The organism is Gordonia phosphorivorans (assembly GCF_042432625.1).
Classification (GTDB): domain Bacteria; phylum Actinomycetota; class Actinomycetes; order Mycobacteriales; family Mycobacteriaceae; genus Gordonia; species Gordonia phosphorivorans.
On the sequence record NZ_JBHLWV010000020.1, the window covers coordinates 97,372 to 121,837 of the forward strand.

The window sequence follows — 24,466 nt, forward strand, 5'->3', positions numbered from 1 at the left end:
CGTGGTGAGGCAGCGGCGGATTGGTGAGGATGAGCGAGGACACTATCTGTCGTGGAGATCGACCTGGTAGACGTACCCGACGGCCGCGTCGATCACCTCGTCTGCGGGGAAGATCTGCAGGAGCGGCGCCGAGAGCGCCCGGGTGACGACGGCGAGTTCCCAGTTCTGGTCTTCCCTTGCAGAACGGAGCTCGTTCCGGGTCAGCAGGATCGATGGCTGCTGCCCGCCAACACCCTTGACCTCGACCCGCCGGATGGTTCCGTCGGGCGCGGTGCAGGTGAGGTCCCAGCCGAGGTTCTGCGAGTCAACGTTCTCGACGGTGTAGTCCTGGGACTCATAGTGCGCGATCACCTCGTCGATGGCGGCGTGCTCGACGAGCCGGTTGGTCTCGGGATCGCCGCGCCGGGCGCCACCGGCGCTGACAGTGATGGGAGGACCGGCGAATGGATCGGGTTCGGGCCACTCGCCGACGAGTTCTTCCAGCGCTGCGACCTGCTCGGCGGACAGCCACGACGGATTGCTCGTATACGGCGTACGCAGGATTTCGAGATCAGCGAGACCGGGATGGTTCCGGAGGGTGTCGGCGTCGAGCGGTGTATCCATCAAGGTGATGTCGGTCGGGGCGAGCCACCCGACATCGGTTTGCTTCTGCTTGTTCGCCCAGTAGCCGTCATCGCCGTCGACCGTGCCGACCACCTCGTACCGGGTGCCCGTCGTCCAGCCCAGCCCGTGGACACCGCGGGCGATCGTGCGGCCTTTCGACTCGCTCACCCAGAGCACGGCGCGCTGACCCTCGCGAATCATCGCGGAGCGATAGTTGTCGACGACGCTCCAGCTGTCGATCCAGTTGTTGTCGTCTTCGATGAACTCTTGAAGCTTCCAGACGTCGGGGTTGCAGATGAACACCCAGGCCCCAAGGTTCTCCTCGGTTACTGCTCGTTGAGACGACGTTTTGCCGGCGGGCGTGGTGGCGGATTTCCCGCCGGAGAGTCCGAGCAGATCCCAGCGCCCGACCCACTCGGCAACCCGGGACTCCTCGATTTTGTGGTGGCGTTGCGTGTTCGCATCCCGGGACGGGTCGGCGGCGAGCCACTCGTCGACCAGGTCCTGGATGTCGGCACGCATCCATTCCGCGTCGACGATGCGGGCGTTGCTGATCGGCTCGTTGACGTCCACGAACACCCACGCGTCGAGCGGGTTGCGGTCGCGTACGCGACCGTCGGTCTTTTGCGCCTGCCAGTCTCCGCGCTGTTTGGTCTTCAGTTTGACGACGGAGGTCCGGCCAGTCGGCGCGGTGACATCGAGCAGTGCTTCGAGCCCGGGCCGGCGGTTGGCGGTGCCGCCGTGCCGGGCGACCTCCGCGACGAACATGGCGAGCCCGTCATCCGGCACAGTCATTGCAGCTCCTTGCTTCTCGGGGTGTGGTGAGCATCGTTGACGAACTCAGGGCTTCTTCGGCTTCTTGATGCTGGAGGGCTTCTTCAACGGGGTTGACGGCTTCACTTTTCTCGGCGGCGTTTTGCCGGCAGCCTGTGCTTTCCGGTTCGCGATGACCTGTGCCGGAATGCGCGCGGCGGCACCGACCCGGGCGCGAGCTTCGGCCGCGGCGTCGGCCAGTCCCGGATCGGTCCGGGGCGTCCAGGTGATCACCTGAAGCCGGCGTGATTGCGCGAAGAGGTCGAGATCATGGTGCAGGGTGTCGGTATCCGCCCGCAGTTTGCCCGTTGACGGAAACCGGACGGCTTCAAGCGGTTTGATCTTGCGGACGGCTTCCAGATTTCTGCTGGCCTGACGGTACAGTTGTTCGTCGTCGCGGGCATGTTGGAGCAGGGTTTTGCGCGCGGTGCGGATTGCGTGATCGAGCTTCTCGGGTTCGGTGTCGCGGACCTGCTCAATGCGGAGTACCTGCCACAAAAACATGGCGTCTTGCGTGACGATCAGCAGCCGGAGAGATTCGCCGAAGTCGGCATCGCTTACCGCCGAACGCAGGCTGTCGGCACGGTCACCGATCTGCAGGTTCGCGTCGAAGGTGCGCACCGTCTTCCGCAGATGGTCGTGGAGTTTGGCGACAACCTGTTCGAGGGACGGCCCGAGCGAGGCGACGGCATCCCAGTCGGCCTTCAGCAGGACCCCGTACTGTTCGAAATCAGTGACGGCGCGTTTGAGGGTGCGATGGTGGCCGACCACATCGCCTACCCGGTCGGCTTGGACCAACCGCAAGATCTGGTTGACGGTGTTCTGCACCTGTTTCACCGCATCCTCGACCGAGGCGATCGCGGTCTTCAATGCCATCTGCATCGCGAACATCTGGACGGCCATCGCCTGCGACGGCCCGACGGGCATGGTCTTCCACTGCAGTTGCCCGGCGATCTTGCCGCCCCCGCCGTGTACGAACATCCGGTTGTAGCCGCCGGTGCCGGGCACCACGCCGTGGGCGCGCAGCAGTTTAAGACTGTCCGGGGACAGCCGCACAAAGCTGCCACGGTGCGCGGCGATGTTGGCGCCGGCGGCGACATTCGCCATCACGGACGCCAGATCTTTGGGCTTGATCGGGGTGGCGACGGCGTCGCGGGTGGCGCGGGACAACTGCGCCAGATACTGCTCGACCATCCGGGGGTCGCCGTACACCAGCAGGCCTTCGTCGTGTGCACTCACCACCACCTCGTCGGGTTCGGGAACGGCGATCTCGCGAGACGGGCCGGAATCGGCTTCCGGCGGTGCTTCCTGGACAGGCGATGCGGGTTCGGCCGCCAGCAAGACCGACGCGGCCCGCGCGAAGTCGGCGTCGAGCCGGGCCTCGCGGCGGGCCCGTTCTGCGGGTGATTTGCCTTCGACGACGCGAAGGCTGGTGTGATAGGTCTCGATCGTGGTGATGCCCTCGACGAGGTCGGGGTTGGCTGCAGCTAGCAATGCCCACGCCTTCCGTGCCGCTTTCCCGTGCAGCAGAACCACGTGCAGTTGCGGCAGCAGGCGCCGCAGGTCGGCGAGTGCGGAGGTGCCGCGCCGCAGTTGCTCGTCGGTCGGGCCGTGTGGGGTGGTGCCGAGGTACCAGGGGTAGGAGTTCCACGACTGCGTGTCGGCGACGTCGATGCCGTGACGTTCCAGCAGGTCCAGGTAGCGGGCCGCTGAATCGTCCGGATTCTCGACGCTGAGCATGCCGGTGCCCTGCTGCACGCGAGTCTTGGGGCCGGGATCCTGGAACAGCGACAGCAGGCGCGCGTTCACCCCGCCGTAGGTGGGCGCCACATACGGCTGCCACTCACCGGTCAGCTCAACCAGGTTGTCGACGTACTCGTTGATCGGGGCGACGTGGGGGTCGTCCCGCCCCGCGATGAGAAGTGCCTGGTGCGCCGGGTCGCCGCCGCGTTTGGCTACCGGCTGTGGATATGCGGCGGCAGGGATCGGGGCCGACTCTGCAGCTTCGGTCTCCGACTCCGGGGTTGAGGCGACGCGAAGACTGTCCGCGGGGAGCACTTCCCAGGTCGGGGGCTCGGTGGGAAAAACGACGAGGCCCCACCACCGGCGCTCGGTGTCCTTTCGCCAGTGCATGAGTGCGGCGGGCCGTTCCCCGGATTCGTCGAGCACGACGCAGTCTTTGGCCAGTTCGTGGGCATGGAGCGTCTCGGCGAGTTCAGGAAGACAGCAGGCACACGGGATTCCGTGACTGCGAGCCCAGTGGCGCGACACGCCAAGAGCCGTGGCCTCGGGATCCGCCAAGCGGGCCAGATCGAGGTCGGCGGCAAAGACCTCGCAGGTTACGGTGACGTGGTAGACGGCCCGAGGCCGGCCGCCGGGAACGGTGATGAAGATGGCGCCGGACATAGAACTACTTCTTCTTTCGGCCGCGGGTGGTTTTCGGGGGGCGCCAGGCGGACAGGTCGGGGATGGGGACGCCGATGGCGGCGGATTTTTCGGTGAGTTGGCCGGTGAGGTAGTCGGCGAGGTCCAGGCCCAGGTGGGGGTCGGGGCCGGTGTGCCATTGGCGGACCCAGGGCAGGAGTTCGGCGATGCCGGCGACCACTGGGATTAGTTCGTGTAGGGGTACGCCTTCTTGCTCGCGCAGCGCGTAGATCAGGGCGAGTGCCAGACCCTGTTGGGCGTGGTTCCAGCCGGCCCAGCCCAGCAGCGGGGTGGGGTCGGTGGCGCGGCCGGCGCCGGGGTAGGAGATGAAGCGTTCCTTCGGCACATCGAGTTTGCCGCGGTGACTCCAATACGAGGGCTTAGCGAAGTCGGTGCCGGTGTATTTGGGTGGGACCGGGATGTCGGTGGCCTGGATCAGGCCGGCGTCCTCGTCGCGTTGCAGATCCCAGATGCGTTCCCATTCGGCGCGTTTACGCAGCCCGGAATCCTTGTAGCGCAGCGCAGCCAGATAAGGTACCGGCTCATCCTTCAGGAGAGAAACGAGTGTGTCGGTGACGGGGGCGTCCTTTTTGCCGGCCCAGAGGTCGAGGGCGGTGAGGAACTCGGTGTCGGTTTCCACCCGGCCGGCCAGTTCAGCCACCGACAGCACCTGGGGGGTGCCCTGCGGGGTGAACCAGAACTGCGGATCTTCTAGGCGGTCCAGGAGCCAGTCGGCCAGGGCGCGTCGTAGTTTCGCGTCCCAGGTCTCACCCTCCCAACGACGTTTGTACTCCGGTCGCTCAAGCAGGTTGATGAACGGATTTGACTCGATCGCGGCTAGCCGACGTTCGACGAGCGTGCGGTAGTCGGCCGACCAATGCGTGGGAAGCTCGATAACGGGGGAGAATCTGTGTTCCTTGTGGGTAAACCAGTCTGTGGTGAGATCGCCGCTTTGCATCTGGCGGGCCATCTTGATGGCAAATGCACGTTCGCTCGACGTGATACCCGGGGCATCTCCTTGAGGTATATAGAGTTTCTCGTCGATGAGCCCATAGTTCCTGTACACCTCCCAGTCTAGTTCCTCCTGTTCGGCGACCATCAGCGACCGGATCCGGGTGTGTTCAGCTTCAGCATTGACGGCTACGTCGCGCTTCGCTCCATGAGATCTGATTGCTGTGGCCGGCTCTTGTTCCAAAAGTTCTTGTGCCAGATCATCGAGTCGGCGCGCTCGGTTGGTCGGTGACATGGCAGGCAGTGGAAGCTTTTCCACTGTTTTGCCGTTGAGTTGGTGAGTCCGCAACCAGGGCGATCCGGCTGCGCCTCCTTTTGGTTTCGTCTTCTGTCGCAGCCAGAAGCAGGCGACGGAGCTGTTGAGGGTGCCCATCAGGCGCAGGTGATCTTCCTCGGTGGCGTTCTCGGGGAGTTTGATGACTGGTGCGGTCTGCTTGAAGACTTTGCCGCCGCGGTCGAGGACGAAATGGTTGTGCGTGGCGACTTCGGCGAAGGTGATGGACAGGGGGGTGGCGTAGGCGCTTGCGGTGTGCTGCATATAGCTCCACCATGTGAGCCCAGAGTCGGACATGTTTCCCTGGAATGTCCGCCGTTCTTCAAGGAGGCGTCGGAGGAACCACAGTGAGTCGGGTGCATTCGTAATCGCGAGCTCAGATGTGCCATATGCATACGGGTAGAAGATGAGGTTCTGTGGACTTGTAGTCCAGTTTCGGACTTCCTCTCCGAGGAGGAGTGTGCGATAACCGGTGAGTTCGGCGTTTTGATAACGGTGTGCCGGGAGCATGAAGCCTTCATCAGCGCCAGCCCGGATGGAACGTCCAACTGGTGCGCTAACCACAGACGACATGAGTGTTGTGGACTGATCGATTGCGGCCGACAACTCGACGGCGCCACCGCCGCTGAGGCTCCACGGATGCTCACGCAGGTTGTCGCGGGGTAGGTCGACGATGGAGATCCATTGGTCTTCGTAGCCGAGTTGGTCGATGTGGTCGACGATGGACTTCCAATACGGGCCGGATCCGTCGGCCGCGTCGTCTGGGGTTTCCCTTACCCCCAAGCTCATTACCGTCCGAACTGTGCTACTCCGTGGGGGGCGGTTACGGCCGATCAAAATGACGGTCGGCGTTCCGTCCATGTTGTGGCCTGGAATCCAGGCGCCTTCTGAGTCGATGATTCGAGCGAGGTCGATCGTGGGCAGGAACTCTTCGATGAGCGGGATGCCGAAACGTCGCTTCATGAACGAGTTTGAGGTGATCTGGCCGACCCAGCCGGCGCGGTCGCCCGGTTTGGCGAGCGTGAAGAACCGCTCCATGAACGGCACGCTGAGCGCGTACTGTTTGAAGCAGGAGTGGTAGATCTCCCGGTAGCGGGCGTTGAGGGCCTTATCGGAGACGTTGATGTAGGGCGGGTTGCCGACCACGACGTCGTACTGGCCGGGGGCCAGGATCTTCCGCAGTAGTGGTGCGTCTTCGGTGGAGTAGGAGAAGCCGCTGGCGACGGCGTCTTTGTCGTAGGCGGCGTCTCCGTAGTCCAGGGGGGCAGCGCCGTGCTTGTCGGTGCCGTAGAGCAGGGAGTCGCCGGTGGCCAGGTTCAGGGTGAAGGCGGGGGCGTTGACCAGGGAGGTTTCGCCGCAGGCTTGCAGGGCGGCGACGATCAGCCGGAACTTGGCGATCGCGACGGCGAACGGGTTGAGGTCCACACCGTAGACGGAGGCGAGGGCGTTGTCGACGCGGGCGCGTACCGGGAGGGCGGGGGCGTGGCGGTGCCAGCGGTCGGTCAGGCGGGTGAAGGCGCCGAGCAGGAAGTGGCCCGATCCACAGGTGGGGTCGATGACGGTGAACCCCTCCAGCGGCCGGTCGGCCAGGGCCGGTTCCAGGGTCTGGTCGAGGATGAACTCTTCCACGAACTCCGGGGTTTGCAGAAGTGCATACTTCTTCTTCGCGAAGTCGGACAGGTCTTGGTACAGGTCGCCCAGGAAGCGGGTGGACAGGGTCGGATCGTCGAACCGCCACACCAGGTTCCCGGCGTCGTCGGTGCGCCGCCAGAAGGCGAGGAGCTGGTGGATGGCGTCGGAGCTGGGGGAAAGAATATGCAGAGCGGCGTGGGCGTCGACGAGGGATTCGGTGGCGGGGAATCGGCGTAGCACGTCGAAGGCGGCCTCGAGCCATTCGCGGTAGGAGAAGTCGGGGTGGGTGCGGTAGAAGGCTTGCTCGGCGTCCAGGGCGCGTTGGCGCAGTAGTGAGTCGGGGTGGGTGATCCATTCGGCGTCGTCGCCGAGGAGTCGGTTGTCCTCACAGAAGCGGACGAATACCGAGGTGAGGAGCCAACCGACGGCGGCCTGGGTGAGTTGGTCGTCGCACCAGTCGGTCCAGGAGGCGGCGGTTCGCCGTTCGGTGGTTGCGCGGCGGTGATCGTCCCGCCAGGTGCATTCGAGCTGTGGGTCGGCGGTCAGGGTGGTGCGGAGGTCGTCGATCAGCAGGTTCAGTTGCGGGACCAGATCGGTTTTGAGGCCCGCGCCGTCCAGAGTTGCCAGCGACATTTATGCGTTCTCCTTAGAAGAGGTGTGCGCGCCGCTGAGCAGGGCGCGCAGCGACGGATCGTCCACCTGAACGAACTGTGCGGGAGTGGTGCGGGGCAGGGTGATGCCGTCGACGACGGCGCCGGGCGCCCCGCCGGACTCCGCCGGCTGCGGGATCAGCGCCCAGATCGGATGATGCAGCGGGCTGCTCAGATCCACCCACTGCGCGAGCGCACCGAGCTGCCCGTAGGCGGCCAGCGTCGACAGGTCGGTGAGCACCACCGGGCCGGGTACCGTGTTCACCGCGTCGATCACCGACGGCACCGCCTGCGCGACAAAACCGCGCAAACCCTCGCGGTCGCGGCTGCCACCGGAATCGGCGGACAGAATCGACTCCCACGCGATCCCGGCCGCGGCGGCCCGCGCACGCAACTCGGTGAGCAGCAGATCGGTCACATCCAGGTGAGTGGCACCGAACGCCGCCACCAAGGCGGCCGCCACCTCATCGGAGGCGTGCATGCGCACCCCGAGTGCGCGGAACTGGTTCTCCCGCAGACTCTCGTGCAACACCACCTCCAGCTCGCTGGTCGACGCCGACCGCACCGGTGCGGCCGTACCGGGGAACGACTGGCGCGTCGGCACCTGGGTGTGCGGGTGATCGGCGCCGTCGAAAGCGAAACGTTCGGCGTCGTCGTGCCACACCAGCCCGGGCACCACCCGCGCCAGCACCTCATCGAGGCCCGGACGCGTCGGCAACTGCCGGGCCAAATGCGGGAACCGAGCCTGCACGCGCGAGCGCAACTCCTGGCGGGTCAGCGAATCGGCGCCGGACAGGCCGCTGAGCACCACGGCCAGCGCGTCCTCGATCGGCAGCGCACGAGGGTGCAGTTCGTCGCGCGCGGACAAGGTGACCTCGCCGGAGGACTGCGCCGCCAGGTGCAGCAGCACGTAGCCGGGGATCTCGAGCTGTTCGGGGCCCACATCCAGAAGGGCGGCCGCCACCGTCCGCAGCGGCTGCGCCGACTCGGCGGCAGCGACCAGAGGCGAACCCTGATCGGTGGCCGTCGCCACCAACCGCTCTGCTTCGGCGGCCAAAGCGGCCGGCAGCCGACGATTCACCGAGGGTATCGAGATCATCGCCACCGAACCGGTCGACTGGCGGCGCACCACCTGCAGCGGCGCCTCGGCATCGACGGCGGTGCTCGCCAGGATCAGGCGCAGCACACCCAACGCGGTGCGCTGGGCACCGGCGGTGTCGTCGACGCTCACGGCGCCGACCAGCTCGCGGGCCAGTAGTTCGGGGGTGCTCGCGCCGCCGGTGGTGGCCAGCAGATCCAGGCCGCGGCGATACAGCAGGTCGACGGTGGCAGCCAGACGCGGATTCGCCCGCCACAAGCCGTCGAACTCGCCGAAGATCTGTGCGATCCGGCCCCCCGTGACCCCGGCCCGCTCGGCGAGCGACTGATAGGTGACGAACGGATCGTCGGGGGCGTCCTGTCGCAGGCCCAGAATCAGTTCGGTGACCTGACGGCGCATGGTCTGCGGTTTGGGGGCGGCGGCCTTCGCGAACTCGGCGGCCAGCACCTCCAGCGAGCTGTACGGCTCCGGTGCGGGATCGGCGGGGTCTTCAGGTGCCCGGTGGTCGGTTGCGGGATGTTCTGGCGCCGGGGTCGACGGCGGCTGGCGGGTGGCTTCGGGCTGGGCGGGCGGGGTGAGGTCGGCGCCGGGGCGTGCGGCGAACACGGACTGCCAGGCAGCACGCATGGCGGCGGCGGTATCGAAGCGTCGGCCCGCATCCCGGGCCAGGGCGATGCGGAAAAACCCGGTCAACGCTTCGGCGCGGGTTCGCGAATAGGTGCCGAAATCCTCCGGGGTCACCGACACGTCATCGGTCAGCACCCGCGGATCGCTCACGCCGTCGCCGTAGACCGGGGTGGTGCTGGTCGCCATCTCGTAGAGCACCACGGCCGCCGAATAGCGTTCGGCCGCCGAATCGTAGGCGGTGCGCAGACCGGACCCGAGGAACGGATCCCGGTACGGGGGCGTGCCGGCATCCACCTGGTCGACGGGGGCGCGCGACAGCGAAAAATCGAACAGGGTGAGTCTGGTTGTGGCGCGCGTCGACTTGGCGCCCCGGCTCTTGGCTCGTGCGGATTCCGTGCGAGTGAGACCCAGGTTGGCCGGTTTGATGTCGCGGTGGGTGATACCGGCCGCGTCGAGCGCGACCACGGCGTCGAGCAGGTCGGTGCCCAGCGCCTTGAGCGGGGTCTCGGCCAGCGCCGTGTGCCGGATGATGTCGGCCAAAGTCTGCTCGCCGCAGTCGCTCAACAGCAGCGCGGTGCGGTCGGCCAACTGCAGTGGGCCCTCGATCAGCTGCACCACGCCGGGGACCGGCGGCGACTGGGCGGCCAGCGCGGACAGCGCGTCGGCCTCGTCGTGCAGGCGGGCACCGGCGGCGTCATTCAACCCCACCTTGAGGACGCGGCCGACGTCATCGCGGTGATCGAGCACCGCGACGCCACGCGCGGTAGACCCCGAACCGAGAATCCGCGTTACCTCGAATCGGTCGCCCAGCAGGGCGCCGATCGGCGGGGACAGCGGATCGGGGGCATCGGCGTGCGCCGGCTGCTGCAGGCCGCGGCGATAATCGTCGAGCGCGGCCGCGAGCTGCTGGGCCCCGAACCGCGGGCGGCGCGTCTTGGGGTCGGTGTCGACGCGGCTCGACACCGACGGGCGAGTGGCGTGCAGCACCAGCTCGCGCAGCGCCTCGTCGACGAACTGGCCGGACTCGGCCGCTAAATCCAGGCCCTGCTCGCGCTGCAGGCGGCTGATTAGGTCGGCACGGTCGCGCGCGGGGCGTCGACCCCCGGAGAACAAGAAGTAGGCGAGCGCGCCGAAAGAGAAGACGTCGAGGGCGATGCGGTCGGCGCCGGTCGACCAGCGTTCTTCCGGCGCCTGAAAAACCTCGTCCGACGACGCGGCCCCCGACGTCGATACCGCGCTGCCCAGCGACGTCGACGAGCGGGTGTCGTCGCTGTGAATGCGGCCGGCCCACGACCAGTCGACCAACCGCACCGAGACCTGGCCGGCGTCGAGAGCAGCAGTATCGATCAGCACCGACGACGGACCCAGCCCGCGATGGGCCACCTGGTTGCGGTGGGCATACGCCAATGCCTCGGCGACCTGGGCGGCGACGGTTAGCTGCTGCTGCGCGGTCAGCGTGCGCGTTACCAGTGCCAGATCCAGCGGCGTGAAGCCGTCGGTGACCGGATAGATGAGGACGGTGTTGCCGTCGTCGTCCTGCACCAGATCCTCGGGGACGAGGATCGACTCGTGGCGCAGGGCCGACAACAGGGCGTACTCGCGGGCCATCCGGCGGTGCGCCGCGGCCCGCGAATGCGCCGGGGTGCCCGGGCTTAGGGAGACGATGCGGGCCAGCCCCTTGCGGTCGCTGCCCTTGTGTTCGGCCGCCCACTCCTGCCAGTCGGCGCCGGCGGCGAGCGGAGCGCCCTTGATGGTCCACGAACCGGCGTCCCGGCTGGTGCGACGGGCCACCCCCAACTCCTGCAAGGCCACCGCGATGATGAGCCCGAGATCGTCGGTGATCGCCCGATCGGTGGGCGCCTCCAGGACGCGGGTCGACAGGCCCGGAAGACCCGACTGGTCCTCGAAACCGTCCGGCCCGAACAGTCCGTTGATGGCGATGGTGGGCAGGTCGGCGCGAAAATCGGTGGCATGCAAGAACACCGACTCCGAGATGAACGGCAGCGCCCGCCGCACCTCGTGCGGGTTGAGGCCGTGCGCGAGGGCGACCTGGCGCGCCTTCTCCTCCAGCCGGGTGGCCAGCCGCTGCGCCTTGCGGCGAGTGATCAGCAGCGGGGAACGCTGCGTGCGTTTGGCCCCGCTGGGAAGGGTACGGACCCAGTTGTTCTCGTCGCCACGCAGAACACCCTGGAAGTGTTTGAGTTCGATCAGGTGCAGGCGTCGTCGGCCCAGCACCAAGGCGTCGATCTCGTGCCACTGGCCGTGGTTGTCCATGAACTCGAAGTTGGTCCACGCGCGGTACGGGGCGGCGTTGGGAATCACGTAGCGAAGAAGGTCGAGGCCTTCCTTCTCGTGCGGGAAAGCCGACTTGGAGACTTCGATCCACCGGTCATCGCCGAGAGCCACGGTCCCCCCATCCTGTGCGCCACCCGTCCCGCCACGCGCAGAGTGCGCGTCGTCGTGCCACGGTCGGCTGTGATGTTACCGACAGCACCGCAGGTGCTGAGACAGGTGGGCTCGGTGGCAGAGGGGGCGGTGTCGAGGCCGGTGCCGGGTCGGAGCTGCGCGGGGTGGTCGCGGGCATGGCGCGGACCACTCTGAGAGACGAAGAGCCAGGAAAGGAGCGCCTCGATCGCGGTGTTGATCAGTTCCTCATAGCTATTGCGCACAGCCTCGCCGAAGTTCGTTGCGGACCATTCCAGAATATCGTCCAGGTCCACCTCGGCCTCAGGCGAGAACTCCAGGAACAGGGTCACTGCGATTCGTCGGCAGCGCGCCCGGATGCGAGACGTCCTCGTTCGTGGAGGTATCCACGAAGGCCGCCACTCGGGATTCGGACGCCGTTGCCCGAGTCGAGGCCGGAGAGACCCTTATTGACTGCGGTGCGAAGCGCTGCTGATCGCTCCTGCTCGACGTCGTGTTCGCCGAGCGTCGCCACGAGCTTCTTGACAACCTCGGCGCGCTCCTCGCGCGGCAGCGACTTGGCGCTGGTGAGGATTTCGGCGGCAGTAGGGGTCATGACCTCAGCCTATGCGGCCGATCGGTCAACGATCGCTGTGTCGAATAGGTGAGACCATCAGCGCCGTTGCCGGCGACTGCGGTGGTGTGCTCGCGTGATCGTTGTGGCGACCGGACATACCACGCCGTGATCGGGCGATGTTCGTTCGTTCGGTTGAACGAATGTCGTGGGAAGGGGTTCGAATTGTCGGAGCCTCACCTCATGATGGTCGGTGCAGAGCCGTAGTCGCGGGCAGAGTGCCGATGGCCGGAGGAGTGCTGAGGTGGTGGCGGTCGTGAGTGTCGATCGTGAGATCAAGGACTGGGACATCGAACGCGTGGTGCCGGAGTGGTTCTGCGGCACTGATGGACAGTTCGTAGTGGTGGATCAGCACTTGTGGATTGCAAGGGAAGGAGACCTCCCGACGGGCGCAGGGCAGCATCCGGCGAAGCGGGTTCCACTGATCGAGGTCGCGATGTTCACGGTGGTTGACGGTGCTCGAAAGGGCGAACAACTTGTGCGGCCGGTGTTGGTCACGGACGACGCGATCCTTCGCCCGAAAGCCGAGAATGCGGAGAGCGTGACTTTGGCGGTGCGAGAATTCACCGCGTTCCGGCGAATGGCGGCGAGGGAGGGCATCGCCGTCGCCAATCTTGTGAGCGGTCGGCGTATCGCCGCGGCTGTCGTTGCACCAGAGCGGACCACCGCACCGGATTCGGTGGACTCGTCAGTGCGGGTCCCGACACCGGAGCGGGTTGACTCGCTTGAGGTGCAGGCCAGGGACGAACGCGCCCGCTGGACCGCTGCTGCCGTAGCCGGCCGGCCGCGATCCTCCGGCGGCGTCACTACGTCGGAGGTGCGAACGACTGCCTCCTCAACGTACGAGCCGGCGACTCCGACAGGTTTGCCTCGCACCCGGCCGGTCCAGGAGGAGATGATCGTCCCCGTTGGGATGCCGGACGGACTCAAGGTCGCACAACCCGTCTCGGCCACCGCAATCCCGGTCATCGCGGTTTCGGTGCCGACTGCGGGAGCCGAGTCATGCGCAGAGGCGCCCCCGGCTGACGAAGCTCACTCCGGGGACGTGCAAGCTGTCGTGAGTCCCGAGGTACAGGCCGGAATGCAGCAGGTGATCGGACGCTTCGGTGGCGTTGCGCTGCAGGAGGAACTAGCCAAGCATGCGACCTCGGAGACCAAGTGGGTCACGCATTCGGCTCGACGTGAGGCGACGGTATCGGCGATTGCCATGAGAGTGTCTTCCGATGCGGTGAGTTGGTTCGAGGTGGCCCAGAAGTGGGTGGCTGTCGGCGGAAGACCGTCGGACGAGAAGGAGCTCTTGCGTAGGGAAGCGATCGCCGAATCGCTGCGGGCATTGGAGCTGTCCGCGGGCACCGCTCTCGATGGTTCGACTGAGGCCGAACGACAGGCTCGGGCTCTGATCGGCTCGGATCGATTCGATCGGCTCATGAACGCTTTCGGACGGAGGCGGCCGCGCAAGTCCACGACCGAGGCCCCTCGCCGCGCGACGAAACGTAGATCAAAACAGTCATCACCGGCGTGCCAGCAGGACCGGCCGCTTCCGACCGTGTCAGAGACTCAATCGCCCGTCATGACACCGCATCAGTCCCGGGAGACCAGCGGTGTGGCGACGTCCGTGCGTACCGCCGCCCCGAGTGGACAAGCTCCCGCTCGTTTCGGCGACAAAGCTCGCGTGCGGGTGGATATCGAGGGCTTCCGAACTGTCGCTGTTGTCGACTTACGAAACTGGGCGGTGGAGGTGACGGCCGGCGAGCTGCGCGGATCGACGTTCCGCCACCCCACAAGTGCCTTGAACGCAGTGATTGAGCGGACTGCGGTCGGACATGACCGGGTGAGTGACGGTCTGGACCACTGGATGCTCGATGATGCGTCGGGACAGCTACTTCGAGACGTGGTGTCGACGTGACGGGATGGACCATCGTCTCGGCGGCGGAACTGCCTGCCGGGGGACCCCTGCGATCAGGTGCCGAAGCGCTACTACCGTCGCCGAGCCCGAGCGTTGCGATGAGCCTGTTCATGTTGGCCGCCGAGGCCGCGCCGCTGACCGTCGCCCGCGCTCAGAAGATTGCGCGGCTGTCCGCCGATGAAACCGCTGACCTCCTCGATTGTTTGGTGATGGATGGTGAGCTCGTCGTCGATGAGATCCCCGGCTGCTATCTCAGGAGTGGGCGATGCAGGTAGAGCTAAAGGGACTGATCCTGCGGAAGTGGCAATCGGAGACGATCACGCGCTGGCAGGAGCACGACCGCCGGGGCATCGTCGAGGCGGTCACGGGCACAGGTAAGACCGCGGTTGGGTTGGCGGCAGTGGCAGACGGACTCGGCCGTGGACGTCGGGCTCTGATCGTCGTTCCCAGCGCCGGGTTGATGGCGCAGTGGACGAACGCGGCGCGCAAAGCACTCCCGACAGCTCGAATCGGTCAGCGCGGTGACCGACGCCAAGATTCACTCGCCGACGTCGATGTTCTGGTCGCGATCGTCAATTCGGCGATCTCCATGGCATTCCCGCCCGAGGGCGACCTGCTGTTGGTGGCCGACGAAGTTCACCGGTACGGCGCGGAGTCGTTCGCTCAGATCCTGTCGGACCGTTTCGGGGAGCGAATCGGTTTGACCGCGACACTGGAGCGCAGCGACGACGGCGTGGACGCGAAGATCACGCCCTACTTCGAGAACCTTCTCGGCGGGTGCGACTTCGCGAGGGCCAAGACCGAGTCGATCATCGCGCCGATCCGCGTTTTGACGGTGAGCGTGCAGTTCACGCCGAGAGAGCGTTCCGAGTATCAAGAACTCGACAGCACGCTGCGCAAGGAGCGCTTCATCCTCATCGACCGGTTCGGCTGCCGAGAGGAGCCATTCGGTGCCTTCCTGGCCGACGTCCAGGCGCTGAGTGAACACGGCGAGTTCGCCGCGATGAAGTCGGCGAAGCGGTATCTTTCCGCGTTCAGCGGTCGCAAGGCGCTCCTGGCCACCAGCAAACAGAAGCTCGAAATTCTCGGCAAGATCGGCGGGGTCCTTGCGCTCGGCGGTCGCACGATCGTCTTCTCCGAAACCAAGGACTCTTGTCACGCCGCGGCGCGTGAGCTCGTGGGCCGAGGCGTCGAAGCCAAGGCCTTCACCAGTGATCTCGGCCGTGACGAGCGCACCGCGTTGCTCACCTCGTTCGCTCAAGGCGAGGTCGCTGCGCTGGCCGCGCCCCGCGTCCTGGACGAAGGGATCGACGTTCCCGAGGCTGACCTGGCCGTGATCATGGCGAGCAGCAGGTCGCGCCGGCAGATGATCCAGCGCATGGGCCGCGTCGTTCGGCCGAAGGCGGACGGTAGGGCGGCGACCTTCGTTGTTCTCTACATGCAGGGAAGTATCGAGGACCCGGCCCGCGGTGCCCACGAAGATTTCCTCAGTCACCTGCTCGACGTCGCAGATGTGATCGTCGACCAGCCGTCGGCGGAGGCGGTGTCCACACTGGCGGGTTGGATTGGCGTGTCACCGGAGCAAGTCCGCGAGACTCAGCGGGCGCCGCGGGTGGCCGCATTGCGTGCCTTGAACGACGGCTTCGATGTGCATACCCCAGTTAAGGTGGGCGACGCCGCGACCGTCCTGCGCGCCATGGCGAGTCGGGGCGACGTGCCGCTGACAGACCGCGCGCTCGCCGTCCTGTCGGTCCTCACCGTGCGCCAACTGCGGGTGTTGGCCACGCGGTTCGGACTTGGGGGCGCACCGCCGAGGTCTGTGCGGGATACAGCCCGCAGCCTCGACCTGGCACCGGAGGCGATCGTCCGCATCGAGGATGAGGCACTCACCAGGCTGACACACCCCGACACCGCAGAGGTGCTGGCCGAACTCGCGGAGCTGGTGGCCCGGCGACATCGAGGCCGAAGTACCGATCACGCGGTGGCGGGGTCACATCCGTCGAGAAATCGTTGAGGCTGAGGGATCTCGTCAAGAGGCGGTTCGCTGTAGCCGGTAGAAGTGCGCGGGTTGGGGAACCGGTCGGTAGGCGTCGGGCATCAGGTCGTCGTCGGTGAGTTGCCAGCCCGGCAGTCGGTCGAGGACCTCGTCGAGCGTCGTGCCCGACGGCACATTCGGCGGTGCCTTGCCGTCCGGCCACGGGTCGAAAGCCACCATGAGCAGGGTCGCGTCGGGGGCCGCGAGTGCCTGGACACCTCGGCCCCAACCGGCACGTTCTTCCGGGCTGAGACCGTGGTAACAGCCACCGTCGAAGAAGAAGTCGAAGGACCCCTGGGCGCATGCTGCGAGATCGGAAGCATCGCCCACCACGAAGTCGATGGACTCGGCTCCCGGTCGTTGACGTGCAGCGTCGATGGCGTCGTCGACGTAGTCGACCCCGGTCACCTGCCATCCGCGTTCGGCGAGCGTGACGGCGTGACCTCCGCGACCACAGCCGATGTCGAGAGCGCGCCGCGTGGATCCCGGGTGGGCTTGCGACTCTCTGTCAAAGAACGACGACTCGAACTCGGCGGCCGCCGCACCGGCAGCCTCCCACGGGACGAAGCCGACTCGATATGCCTCGGTGAAGAACGCCTTCGCATCCTCATGAACACTGGACATTGCATCCTCCTCTGCGAAAAGGGTCTGCACTTTGAATATGAACCTGCGCCTCACCAAGGTCAAGGGGGTCCGAGATCCGACGCCACGACCGATCGGGCGCGCGACATGCGGTCGTTCGCAAGGCGGTAAAACCGGTGCCACTACGCTCGAGGAGTACCTCGGTTCCGCTGTCCGCGGCGTCGGCGAATCTCGATCGAAAGGCCAGACCACATGACCGACCTCTGGGTCACCCGTACCGGCACCCGCCGCTACACCGGACAGTCCAGCCGCGGCGCCGAAGTCCTCATCGGCTCGGCCGACGACGAGGGTGTCTTCACCCCGGGTGAGCTGATGAAGATCGCGCTGGCCGCGTGCGCAGGGCTGTCCACCGACTTCACCCTGAGTCGTCGCCTCGGCGACGACTACGACGCCACCATCCGCGTCTCGGGCGAAGCCGACCGGGAGAACGAGGTGTACCCGCGACTGGAGGAGGTGCTGGAGGTGGATCTGTCGGAACTGGATCCGGCGGCCGCCGAGCGCCTGCTGACCGTGGTCGAGCGCGCCGTGGACAAGTACTGCACCGTCGGCCGCACGCTGAAGGCGGGCACCGAGGTGAACCTGACGATCGTGCCGGACTGAGCACCGACATGACCGAGACGCCGGAATCCGTTCAACGCCTGACCGCCCACGTGCACGGCCACGTCCAGGGCGTCGGCTTCCGGTGGTGGACGCGATCGCGGGCCCTGGAGCTCGGGCTCACCGGGTACGCCAAGAATTTGGCCGACGGTCGGGTGCTGGTGGTGGCCGAGGGGCCGCGCCCGGCGCTGGACACGCTCCTGGCGCAGTTGCGTTCGGGACATACCGCGGGCCGGGTGGACCTGGTGGTGGACAGCTTCGGCCCGCCGCGCGGCGAACACACCGGATTCCGCGAGCGGTGACCGGTTCGGCCGTTCACCCTGGGTATTCTTGGTTCTCGTGCACCTGAAAAGCCTGACCCTCAAGGGCTTCAAGTCCTTTGCGTCGGCGACGACTCTGCGCTTCGAGCCGGGGATCACCTGCGTGGTGGGTCCCAACGGCTCGGGCAAGAGCAACGTCGTCGACGCGTTGACGTGGGTGATGGGCGAGCAGGGTGCCAAGGCGCTACGCGGCGGCAAGATGGCCGACGTCATCTTCGCGGGCACCTCGGGCCGGGCCCCGCTGGGCCGCGCCGAGGTGACGCTGACCATCGACAACTCCGACGGCGCGCTGCCCATCGAGTACTCCGAGGTCTCGGTGACGCGCCGGATGTTCCGCGACGGGGCCGGCGAATACGAGATCAACGGCACCCCCTGCCGTCTGCTCGACGTGCAGGAACTGCTCTCCGACTCCGGTATCGGCCGCGAGATGCACGTGATCGTGGGGCAGGGGCGGCTGTCGACGATCCTGGAATCGCGCCCCGAGGAACGACGCGCCTTCATCGAGGAGGCCGCGGGCGTCCTCAAACACCGGCGCCGCAAGGAGAAGGCGGCGCGCAAGCTCGACGCGATGGCCGGCAACCTGGCGCGCCTGACCGACCTCACCGGCGAACTGCGTCGCCAGCTCAAACCGCTCGGCCGGCAAGCGGAGGTGGCTCGGCGGGCCGCCACCGTGCAGGCCGAACTCCGCGACGCCCGGCTCCGGCTGGCCGCCGACGACCTGGTGCGGCGCCGCACCGAGATGGCCGAACACTCGGCCGTCGAGGACGAAGTCCGCCGCAAGGCCGACGAGGTCTCGGCCGAACTCGACGAAGCCACCGCCGCGTTGGCCGTCGCCCAGGAACTGTTGGCGCAGGTCGCGCCCGCCGCGACGGAGGCCGGTCGGGCCTTCTACACGCTGTCGGCGCTCGGGGAGCGCGTTGAGGGCACCCGACGTCTGGCCGCCGAGCGCGCCACCAACCTGTCCGGCCCCAGCGCCGCGCCGACCGGGCCAGACCCCGAAGAACTGGAACGTCGCGCCGAGGAGGCCGCGCTCGCCGAGGCCGAACACGAAGCCGTGGTGGAGGAGATCGCCGGGCAGCTGGAGTACGCCACGGCGGGTCTGGCCGCCGCCGAACAGGCCTCGGCGCAGGCCGAACGCGCGCACCTGGCGGCGGTGCAGGCCGTCGCCGACCGGCGCGAAGGCGTGGCGCGACTGGAAGGGCAGGCCGCCACGTTGCGCAGCCGCGTCGAGTCGGTCGAGGGGGAGTCGCTGCGACTGACCGAGGCGATCGACGCGGCCGGTGAGCGGGCCGCGGTCGCCCAGCGCGAACTGGACGCGGCCGCCGAGCGCATGCGCGAACTCGAAGACCGCGAAGAGGGCCTGGACGCCCACCACGAACGCTGCGCGGCCGCGCTGACCGCCGCCAAAGAGAGAGTGGAGGCGCTGCGCCTGTCCGAACGGGAGTCGCAGCAGCAGATCGCCTCGCTGACCGCGCGCATCGACGCCCTGGCCGTCGGCCTGGAACGCGCCGACGGCGGTGCCTGGCTCCTCGAGCGAGGCACCGACGGGCTGTTGGCGCCGCTGTCGGAGCTGATCACGGTGGAGCCGGGCTACGAGACCGCGATCGCCGGCGCGCTGGGTCGGGCCGTCGACGCGGTCGCGACCGTCGACCAGGCCGCGGCGTTGGCCGCGCTGGAGGCGCTGCGCGTGGGCGACGGCGGCCGCGCCGCGCTGATCGTCGGCGGCCTGCCCGATCAGGTGCACGGCGATCGGCCGCAACTGCCGAGCGGAACGGTGTGGGCGCGGGACGTGGTGACCGCGCCGGGCTCCATCGCCGGTGCCATCGACCTGCTGCTGGCGCGCATCGTGCTGGTCGACGACCCCGCCGAGGCGATGACCATCGCCCGTCGACACGACGTGCTGGCGGTGACCCGCGCCGGTGACCGGGTGAGCGCGGCCGTGGTCGAGGGAGGCGTGTCGGCTCGGCCGTCGACCCTGGAAGTGCAGTCGGCCATCGACACCGCCACCGAAGACCTCGCCCGTGCGCGGCGGGCGGCAGAGCAGTTCGACGCCGACCTGGCGCAGGCGCTCACCGCCGAACGCGAGGCCGCCGAGGACGCCGAAGGCGCGCTGGCCGCGCTCGGCGAGTCCGACGCCAACGTGGGTGCCGCCTACGAGCTGCTCGGACGACTCGGCTCCGACATCCGCGCCGCCGAGCAGGAGGCCCAACGCCTGGTGCGCCAGCGCGAGCAGGCCGAACACGGCCGCGCGGCCAACCTGACCGAACTCACCGAACTGGAGGAGCGGCTGCGCCTGGCCGTGGACGAGGGCAGCGCCGAGCACGACGACGACGCCGACCGCGCCCTGCGGGAGGCGACCGCCGCCGAGGTCGCCACCGCGCGTTCGGTGGAGGTGGAGACCCGCCTGGCGCTGCGCACCGCCGAGGAGCGGCTCGCGTCGTACCGCGGCAAGGCCGACGGCCTGCGCCGCAGCGCCGCCGCCGAGCGCACCAGCCGGGAACGTCAGCAGCGCCACGACGCGCAACGACGGTATGCGGCCGGAGTCGCCGCCGCGGTGGCGACCGCCGCCGACAAGGTGATGACGCAGGTCAGCGCCACCGTCGCCGCGGCCGCCGCCGGCCGCGACGAGCTGGAGGCCGCGCGCGCGGCCCACACCGCCGAGGTCGACGCGCTGCGGGCCCGCGTGGACGCGGCCACCGCGACGCTGAACTCGCTGCGCGATGCCGTGCACCGCGACGAACTGGCCAAGGCGCAGGCCGCGCTGCGCATCGAGCAGTTGGAGGAACAGATCCTCGAACAGTTCGCGGTGGCGCCGGACGACCTGGTCGCCGAGTACGGGCCGGACGTGCCGATGCCGCCGTCGGACCTGGAGTTCCGCGAGTACGAGGACGCCAAGGCGCGCGGCGAACTCGTCGTCGCACCGGCGCCGATGCCGTTCGACCGCGCCACCCAGGAGTCGCGGGCCAAGCGTGCGCAGAAGGACCTGACCACCCTCGGCAAGGTGAATCCGCTGGCGCTGGAGGAGTTCTCGGCGCTCACCGAACGCTACGAGTTCCTCTCCACCCAGCTCGAGGACGTCAAGGGCGCTCGCGCCGATCTGCTCGACGTGATCGCCGACGTCGACGCCCGGATCCTGCAGGTCTTCACCGACGCCTACGCCGACGTGGAGAAGGAGTTCTCCCAGGTCTTCGCCACGCTGTTCCCGGGCGGCGAGGGGCGGCTGGTGCTGACCGATCCCAGCGACATGCTGACCACCGGTGTGGAGGTGGAGGCCCGCCCGCCCGGTAAGAAGGTCAAACGGCTGTCGCTGCTGTCCGGCGGCGAGAAGTCCCTCACGGCGGTGGCCATGCTGGTGGCGATCTTCCGCGCCCGGCCCTCACCGTTCTATGTGATGGACGAGGTGGAGGCCGCCCTCGACGACGCCAACCTGCGCAGGCTCATCAGCCTGTTCGAGCAACTGCGGGAACGCAGCCAATTGATTGTCATCACCCACCAGAAGCCGACCATGGAGATCGCCGACGCGCTGTACGGCGTCAGCATGCGCGGCGACGGCATCACCGAAGTCATTTCCCAGCGCCTGAAAGGCTCCACGTGAACACCCAAGTCATCATCGGCATCGTCATCGGCGTCGTCCTGCTTCTGGCCCTGGTGGTCGGCACCGGCATCGCGTTGCAGCGTCGTCGGCGGATCTCGCTGACGCAGGCGCCGCCCACCCGGGCCGTCGACGGCCGGCCCGAGGTGGACAAGTCCGGCGGCTACCAGACCGGTTCGGGCTTCTCGTTCACCCAGGGCGGCACGGCCACCCTGGAACCGGAGACTCCCAAGCCTGCCGCGCCGAAGCCTCCCGCGCCGAAGGCCGCACCCGCGGCACCGGAGCCGTCGGTGGCCGACGAGGCCGAGAAGATCCTGGAGACCGAGGCCGACGGCGCTCCCAGTGAGCCGCTGGTGGTGGAGGAGGCCGTCGAGGCGGCCGAGACGCAGACCGCGGCGCCCGAGGTCGAGACGCCTGCTGTCGAGACGCCCGCAGCCGAGACGCCCGCAGCCGAAGCTCCCGCTGTCGAAGCTCCCGAGGTCCAGACGCCCGCCGTCGAGGTGCCCGAGACTCCCGAGGTCGCGGCGGCACCGCAGCTCGACGAGATCGCGCCCACCGAGGGCCGCCTGTCCCGACTGCGCGGTCGCCTGGCCCGCTCGCAGGGCGCCATCGGCTCGTCGATGCTCGGTCTGCTCGGTGCCGGCGACCTCGACGAGGACAGCTGGGAAGAGATCGAAGACACCCTGGTGATGGCCGATCTGGGGACGGCGGCGACCACCGCGGTGATCGAGAGCCTGCGCGCCGAACTGGCCTCGGACAAGGTCCGTTCGGCCGACGATGCGCGCGCCGCCCTGCACCGGGTGCTGGTGGAGCAGCTGCGCCCGGACCTGGACCGCTCGGTCAAGGCGTTGCCGCACGCGGGCGGTCCGGCCGTGGTGCTGGTGGTCGGCGTCAACGGTGTCGGCAAGACGACCACCACCGGCAAGCTGGCCCGCGTGCTGGTGGCCGACGGTCGCCGCGTGCTGCTGGGCGCCGCGGACACCTTCCGCGCCGCCGCCGCCGATCAGCTCCAGACCTGGGGCGAGCGCGTCGGTGCCGGGATCGTGCGCGGCAAGGAAGGCGCCGACCCGGCGTCGGTGGCCTTCGACTCGGTGGTCGCCGGCATCGACGACGGCGTGGACGTGGTCCTGATCGACACGGCCGGACGCCTGCACACCAAGACCGGCCTGATGGACGAGCTGGGCAAGGTCAAGCGCGTGGTGGAGAAGAAGACTCCGGTCGACGAGGTGCTGCTGGTGCTCGACGCCACCGTCGGCCAGAACGGGCTGATGCAGGCCAAGGTCTTCGCCGAGGTCGTCGACCTGACCGGCGTGGTGCTGACCAAGCTCGACGGCACCGCCAAGGGCGGCATCGTCTTCCGCATCCAGGACGAGCTCGGGGTGCCGGTGAAGCTGGTCGGCCTGGGCGAGGGCGCCGACGATCTCGCGCCCTTCGACCCGGCGGCCTTCGTCGACGCGTTGCTGTAGCGGCGCCGCGGCTGCGGGCCATACTGGTGGGGAAGCCAGCCGAACGAGGAGCCCCCGCCATGACCGCCACCCACGACGTCTTCAATCAGGCGCCGCCGCGTATCGACGTCAACGAGTACACCAGCCACGTGGCGCTCACCGAGGCGGTCGAGGTGTACGGCGGCGGCTGGGCGGCCGAGGCGCTCACCGAGGCCGGAGCGCTGGTGGGCCGCGCCGACTTCCAGCGGGACGCGGAACTGGCCAACACCCTCACGCCGAAGCTCGTCTCGCACGACCGCTGGGGCCACCGGATCGACGACGTCGAGTTCCATCCGGCGTACCACCGCATCATCGGTGACGCGATCGCCCACGGCGCGCACACCAGCTGCTGGTCGGACCCGCGCGACGGCGCGCACGTGGCGCGGGCGGCGATGTTCATGCAGTTCGGTCAGATCGAACCCGGCCACGCCTGCCCGGTCAGCATGACCCACGCCGTGGTGCCGTCGCTGCGGGTGGATTCGGAGCTGGCGCAGCGGTGGCTGCCGCGGGTGTTCTCCCGCGAATACAGCCACGACCTGGGCGCCGGCGACAAGCCGTCGGCCATCTTCGGCATGGCGATGACCGAGAAGCAGGGCGGCTCGGACGTGCGGGCCAACACCACGCGTGCCGTCGAGCAGGCCGACGGCACGTACCTGATCACCGGCCACAAGTGGTTCTGTTCGGCGCCGCAGTCCGACGCCTTCCTGGTGCTGGCCCAGACCGAGCCGGGCGTCACCTGCTTCGTGGTGCCGCGGGTGCTGCCCGACGGCACGCGCAACGTCTTCGCGATCCAGCGACTGAAGGACAAGCTGGGCAACAAGTCCAACGCCTCCAGCGAGATCGAGTTCTCCCAGACGGTGGGCTGGCGCCTCGGCGACGAGGGCGCCGGGGTGAAGACCATCATCGAGATGGTCAACCAGACCCGCCTGGACTGCATCCTCGGCAGCGCCGCCGGCATGCGGCAGTCGGTGGCCGAGGCGGCCTGGCATGTGCGTCACCGCAGCGCCTTCGGCGCCACCCTCATCGACCAGCCCGCGATGACCGCGGTGATCGCCGACCTGCAGGTGGAGGCCGAGGCCGCGGTGTGGATGGGCATCCGCCTGGCCGCCGCCTACGACGACGACGCGCCCGAGTCGGCGGCGTTCCGTCGTCTCGCGACGGCCGTCGGCAAGTACTGGGTGTGCAAGCGCGGACCGAACCACGCCTACGAGGCCCTCGAATGCCTCGGCGGCAACGGGTACACCGAAACCGGTTTCCCGCTGGCGCGCCGCTACCGGGAACAGCCGGTCATGGCCGTGTGGGAGGGCTCGGGCAACGTGATCGCCCTGGACGTGCTGCGGGCCATGATGCGCGATCCGCAGTCGGTGGAGGCCGTCGACAACGAGATGGCCGCCGCGCTCGGGGAGTACCACGAGTACGACCTGCACGTGGAGCGCACCCGCAAGCTGCTCGCCGAGGCGGCGGCCGATCCGGGCAACGCACCGGCGCTGGCGCGTCGACTCACCGAGTCGATGGCGGTCGCGCTGGCGGGTTCGGTGCTGATCCAGCAGGCGCCGTCGGCGGTCACCGAGGCCTTCGTCGCCGGGCGCATCGCCGAACCGGGCCACATGTACGGCGTGCTCGATCCGCGGCTGGACCTGACCGGGATCGCCGCGCGCGCCTGACGAAACGCAGCGTTCACCGTCGGGCGGGGCGCGTAACACGCCCGTCACGGTTGCGC

General features: G+C 68.1%; 15 protein-coding genes. 8 read left to right on the forward strand and 7 right to left on the reverse strand.

Annotated elements, in window-relative coordinates:
• Positions 1–42: 42 nt before the first annotated feature.
• The 6 genes from ACFFJD_RS09695 to ACFFJD_RS09720 are packed head-to-tail and all read right to left on the reverse strand — an operon-like array spanning position 43 to position 12,152.
• Positions 43–1,398, reverse strand: coding sequence for a protein NO VEIN domain-containing protein (locus ACFFJD_RS09695; protein WP_382363539.1), 1,356 nt, complete (start codon positions 1,396–1,398; stop codon positions 43–45).
• A 45-nt stretch (positions 1,399–1,443) separates the two neighbouring features.
• Positions 1,444–3,822, reverse strand: coding sequence for a uracil-DNA glycosylase (locus tag ACFFJD_RS09700; protein ID WP_382363541.1), 2,379 nt, complete (start codon positions 3,820–3,822; stop codon positions 1,444–1,446).
• 4 nt (positions 3,823–3,826) lie between these two features.
• Positions 3,827–7,390, reverse strand: coding sequence for a BREX-2 system adenine-specific DNA-methyltransferase PglX (gene pglX, locus ACFFJD_RS09705; RefSeq protein WP_382363542.1), 3,564 nt, complete (start codon positions 7,388–7,390; stop codon positions 3,827–3,829).
• A complete protein-coding gene (locus ACFFJD_RS09710; RefSeq protein ID WP_382363544.1) occupies positions 7,391–11,539 on the reverse strand; it encodes a protein kinase domain-containing protein in 4,149 nt (1,382 codons plus the stop codon).
• A complete protein-coding gene (locus tag ACFFJD_RS09715; RefSeq protein WP_382363546.1) occupies positions 11,452–11,889 on the reverse strand; it encodes a type II toxin-antitoxin system RelE/ParE family toxin in 438 nt (145 codons plus the stop codon). The genes ACFFJD_RS09710 and ACFFJD_RS09715 overlap by 88 nt, the downstream gene beginning before the upstream one ends.
• A complete protein-coding gene (locus tag ACFFJD_RS09720) occupies positions 11,886–12,152 on the reverse strand; it encodes a hypothetical protein (RefSeq protein ID WP_382363548.1) in 267 nt (88 codons plus the stop codon). Before ACFFJD_RS09720 ends, ACFFJD_RS09715 begins: the two co-directional genes overlap by 4 nt.
• Positions 12,153–12,414: 262 nt before the next feature.
• Here ACFFJD_RS09720 and ACFFJD_RS09725 point away from each other — a divergent pair, with 262 nt between their 5' ends.
• The 3 genes from ACFFJD_RS09725 to ACFFJD_RS09735 all read left to right on the forward strand — a co-directional run bounded on the left by ACFFJD_RS09725 (position 12,415) and on the right by ACFFJD_RS09735 (position 16,090).
• Entirely contained in the window at positions 12,415–14,076 is a 1,662-nt protein-coding gene (locus ACFFJD_RS09725; protein WP_382363549.1) for a hypothetical protein, read from the forward strand.
• A gap of 98 nt (positions 14,077–14,174) precedes the next feature.
• Complete coding sequence (locus ACFFJD_RS09730) at positions 14,175–14,351, forward strand: hypothetical protein (RefSeq protein WP_382363551.1); 177 nt, start codon at positions 14,175–14,177, stop codon at positions 14,349–14,351.
• Positions 14,342–16,090 (forward strand): DEAD/DEAH box helicase family protein, encoded by a 1,749-nt coding sequence (locus tag ACFFJD_RS09735; protein ID WP_382363553.1) that lies wholly within the window; start codon positions 14,342–14,344, stop codon positions 16,088–16,090. The genes ACFFJD_RS09730 and ACFFJD_RS09735 overlap by 10 nt, the downstream gene beginning before the upstream one ends.
• 15 nt (positions 16,091–16,105) lie before the next feature.
• Here ACFFJD_RS09735 and ACFFJD_RS09740 read toward each other — a convergent pair whose 3' ends face one another.
• A complete protein-coding gene (locus ACFFJD_RS09740) occupies positions 16,106–16,735 on the reverse strand; it encodes a class I SAM-dependent methyltransferase (RefSeq protein WP_382363555.1) in 630 nt (209 codons plus the stop codon).
• Positions 16,736–16,945: 210 nt separating this feature from the next.
• Between ACFFJD_RS09740 and ACFFJD_RS09745 the strand changes: the two genes are divergently transcribed.
• Genes ACFFJD_RS09745 through ACFFJD_RS09765 form a run of 5 tightly spaced genes read left to right on the forward strand, consistent with a single transcriptional unit; the run spans position 16,946 to position 24,410 of the window.
• Positions 16,946–17,353 (forward strand): OsmC family protein, encoded by a 408-nt coding sequence (locus ACFFJD_RS09745; RefSeq protein WP_382363557.1) that lies wholly within the window; start codon positions 16,946–16,948, stop codon positions 17,351–17,353.
• An 8-nt stretch (positions 17,354–17,361) separates the two neighbouring features.
• Positions 17,362–17,652: an acylphosphatase gene (locus ACFFJD_RS09750; protein ID WP_382363559.1), complete on the forward strand. Its 291-nt coding sequence runs from the start codon at positions 17,362–17,364 to the stop codon at positions 17,650–17,652.
• A gap of 37 nt (positions 17,653–17,689) precedes the next feature.
• On the forward strand, positions 17,690–21,265 hold the full coding sequence (smc, locus tag ACFFJD_RS09755; RefSeq protein ID WP_382363561.1) for a chromosome segregation protein SMC: 3,576 nt from the start codon (positions 17,690–17,692) through the stop codon (positions 21,263–21,265).
• A complete protein-coding gene (ftsY, locus tag ACFFJD_RS09760) occupies positions 21,262–22,728 on the forward strand; it encodes a signal recognition particle-docking protein FtsY (protein WP_382363563.1) in 1,467 nt (488 codons plus the stop codon). Before smc ends, ftsY begins: the two co-directional genes overlap by 4 nt.
• A gap of 59 nt (positions 22,729–22,787) precedes the next feature.
• Positions 22,788–24,410: an acyl-CoA dehydrogenase family protein gene (locus ACFFJD_RS09765; protein ID WP_382363565.1), complete on the forward strand. Its 1,623-nt coding sequence runs from the start codon at positions 22,788–22,790 to the stop codon at positions 24,408–24,410.
• Positions 24,411–24,466: the final 56 nt, after the last annotated feature.

Coding starts and splice junctions, on each gene's coding strand:
- ACFFJD_RS09740 (WP_382363555.1), bottom strand. CDS start 16,735: ATGTCCAGTGTTCATGAGGATGCGAAGGCGTTCTTCACCGAGGCATAT.
- ACFFJD_RS09735 (WP_382363553.1), top strand. CDS start 14,342: ATGCAGGTAGAGCTAAAGGGACTGATCCTGCGGAAGTGGCAATCGGAG.
- ACFFJD_RS09750 (WP_382363559.1), top strand. CDS start 17,362: ATGACCGAGACGCCGGAATCCGTTCAACGCCTGACCGCCCACGTGCAC.
- ACFFJD_RS09720 (WP_382363548.1), bottom strand. CDS start 12,152: ATGACCCCTACTGCCGCCGAAATCCTCACCAGCGCCAAGTCGCTGCCG.
- ACFFJD_RS09765 (WP_382363565.1), top strand. CDS start 22,788: ATGACCGCCACCCACGACGTCTTCAATCAGGCGCCGCCGCGTATCGAC.
- ACFFJD_RS09745 (WP_382363557.1), top strand. CDS start 16,946: ATGACCGACCTCTGGGTCACCCGTACCGGCACCCGCCGCTACACCGGA.
- ACFFJD_RS09700 (WP_382363541.1), bottom strand. CDS start 3,822: ATGTCCGGCGCCATCTTCATCACCGTTCCCGGCGGCCGGCCTCGGGCC.
- ACFFJD_RS09695 (WP_382363539.1), bottom strand. CDS start 1,398: ATGACTGTGCCGGATGACGGGCTCGCCATGTTCGTCGCGGAGGTCGCC.
- ACFFJD_RS09730 (WP_382363551.1), top strand. CDS start 14,175: ATGAGCCTGTTCATGTTGGCCGCCGAGGCCGCGCCGCTGACCGTCGCC.
- pglX (WP_382363542.1), bottom strand. CDS start 7,390: ATGTCGCTGGCAACTCTGGACGGCGCGGGCCTCAAAACCGATCTGGTC.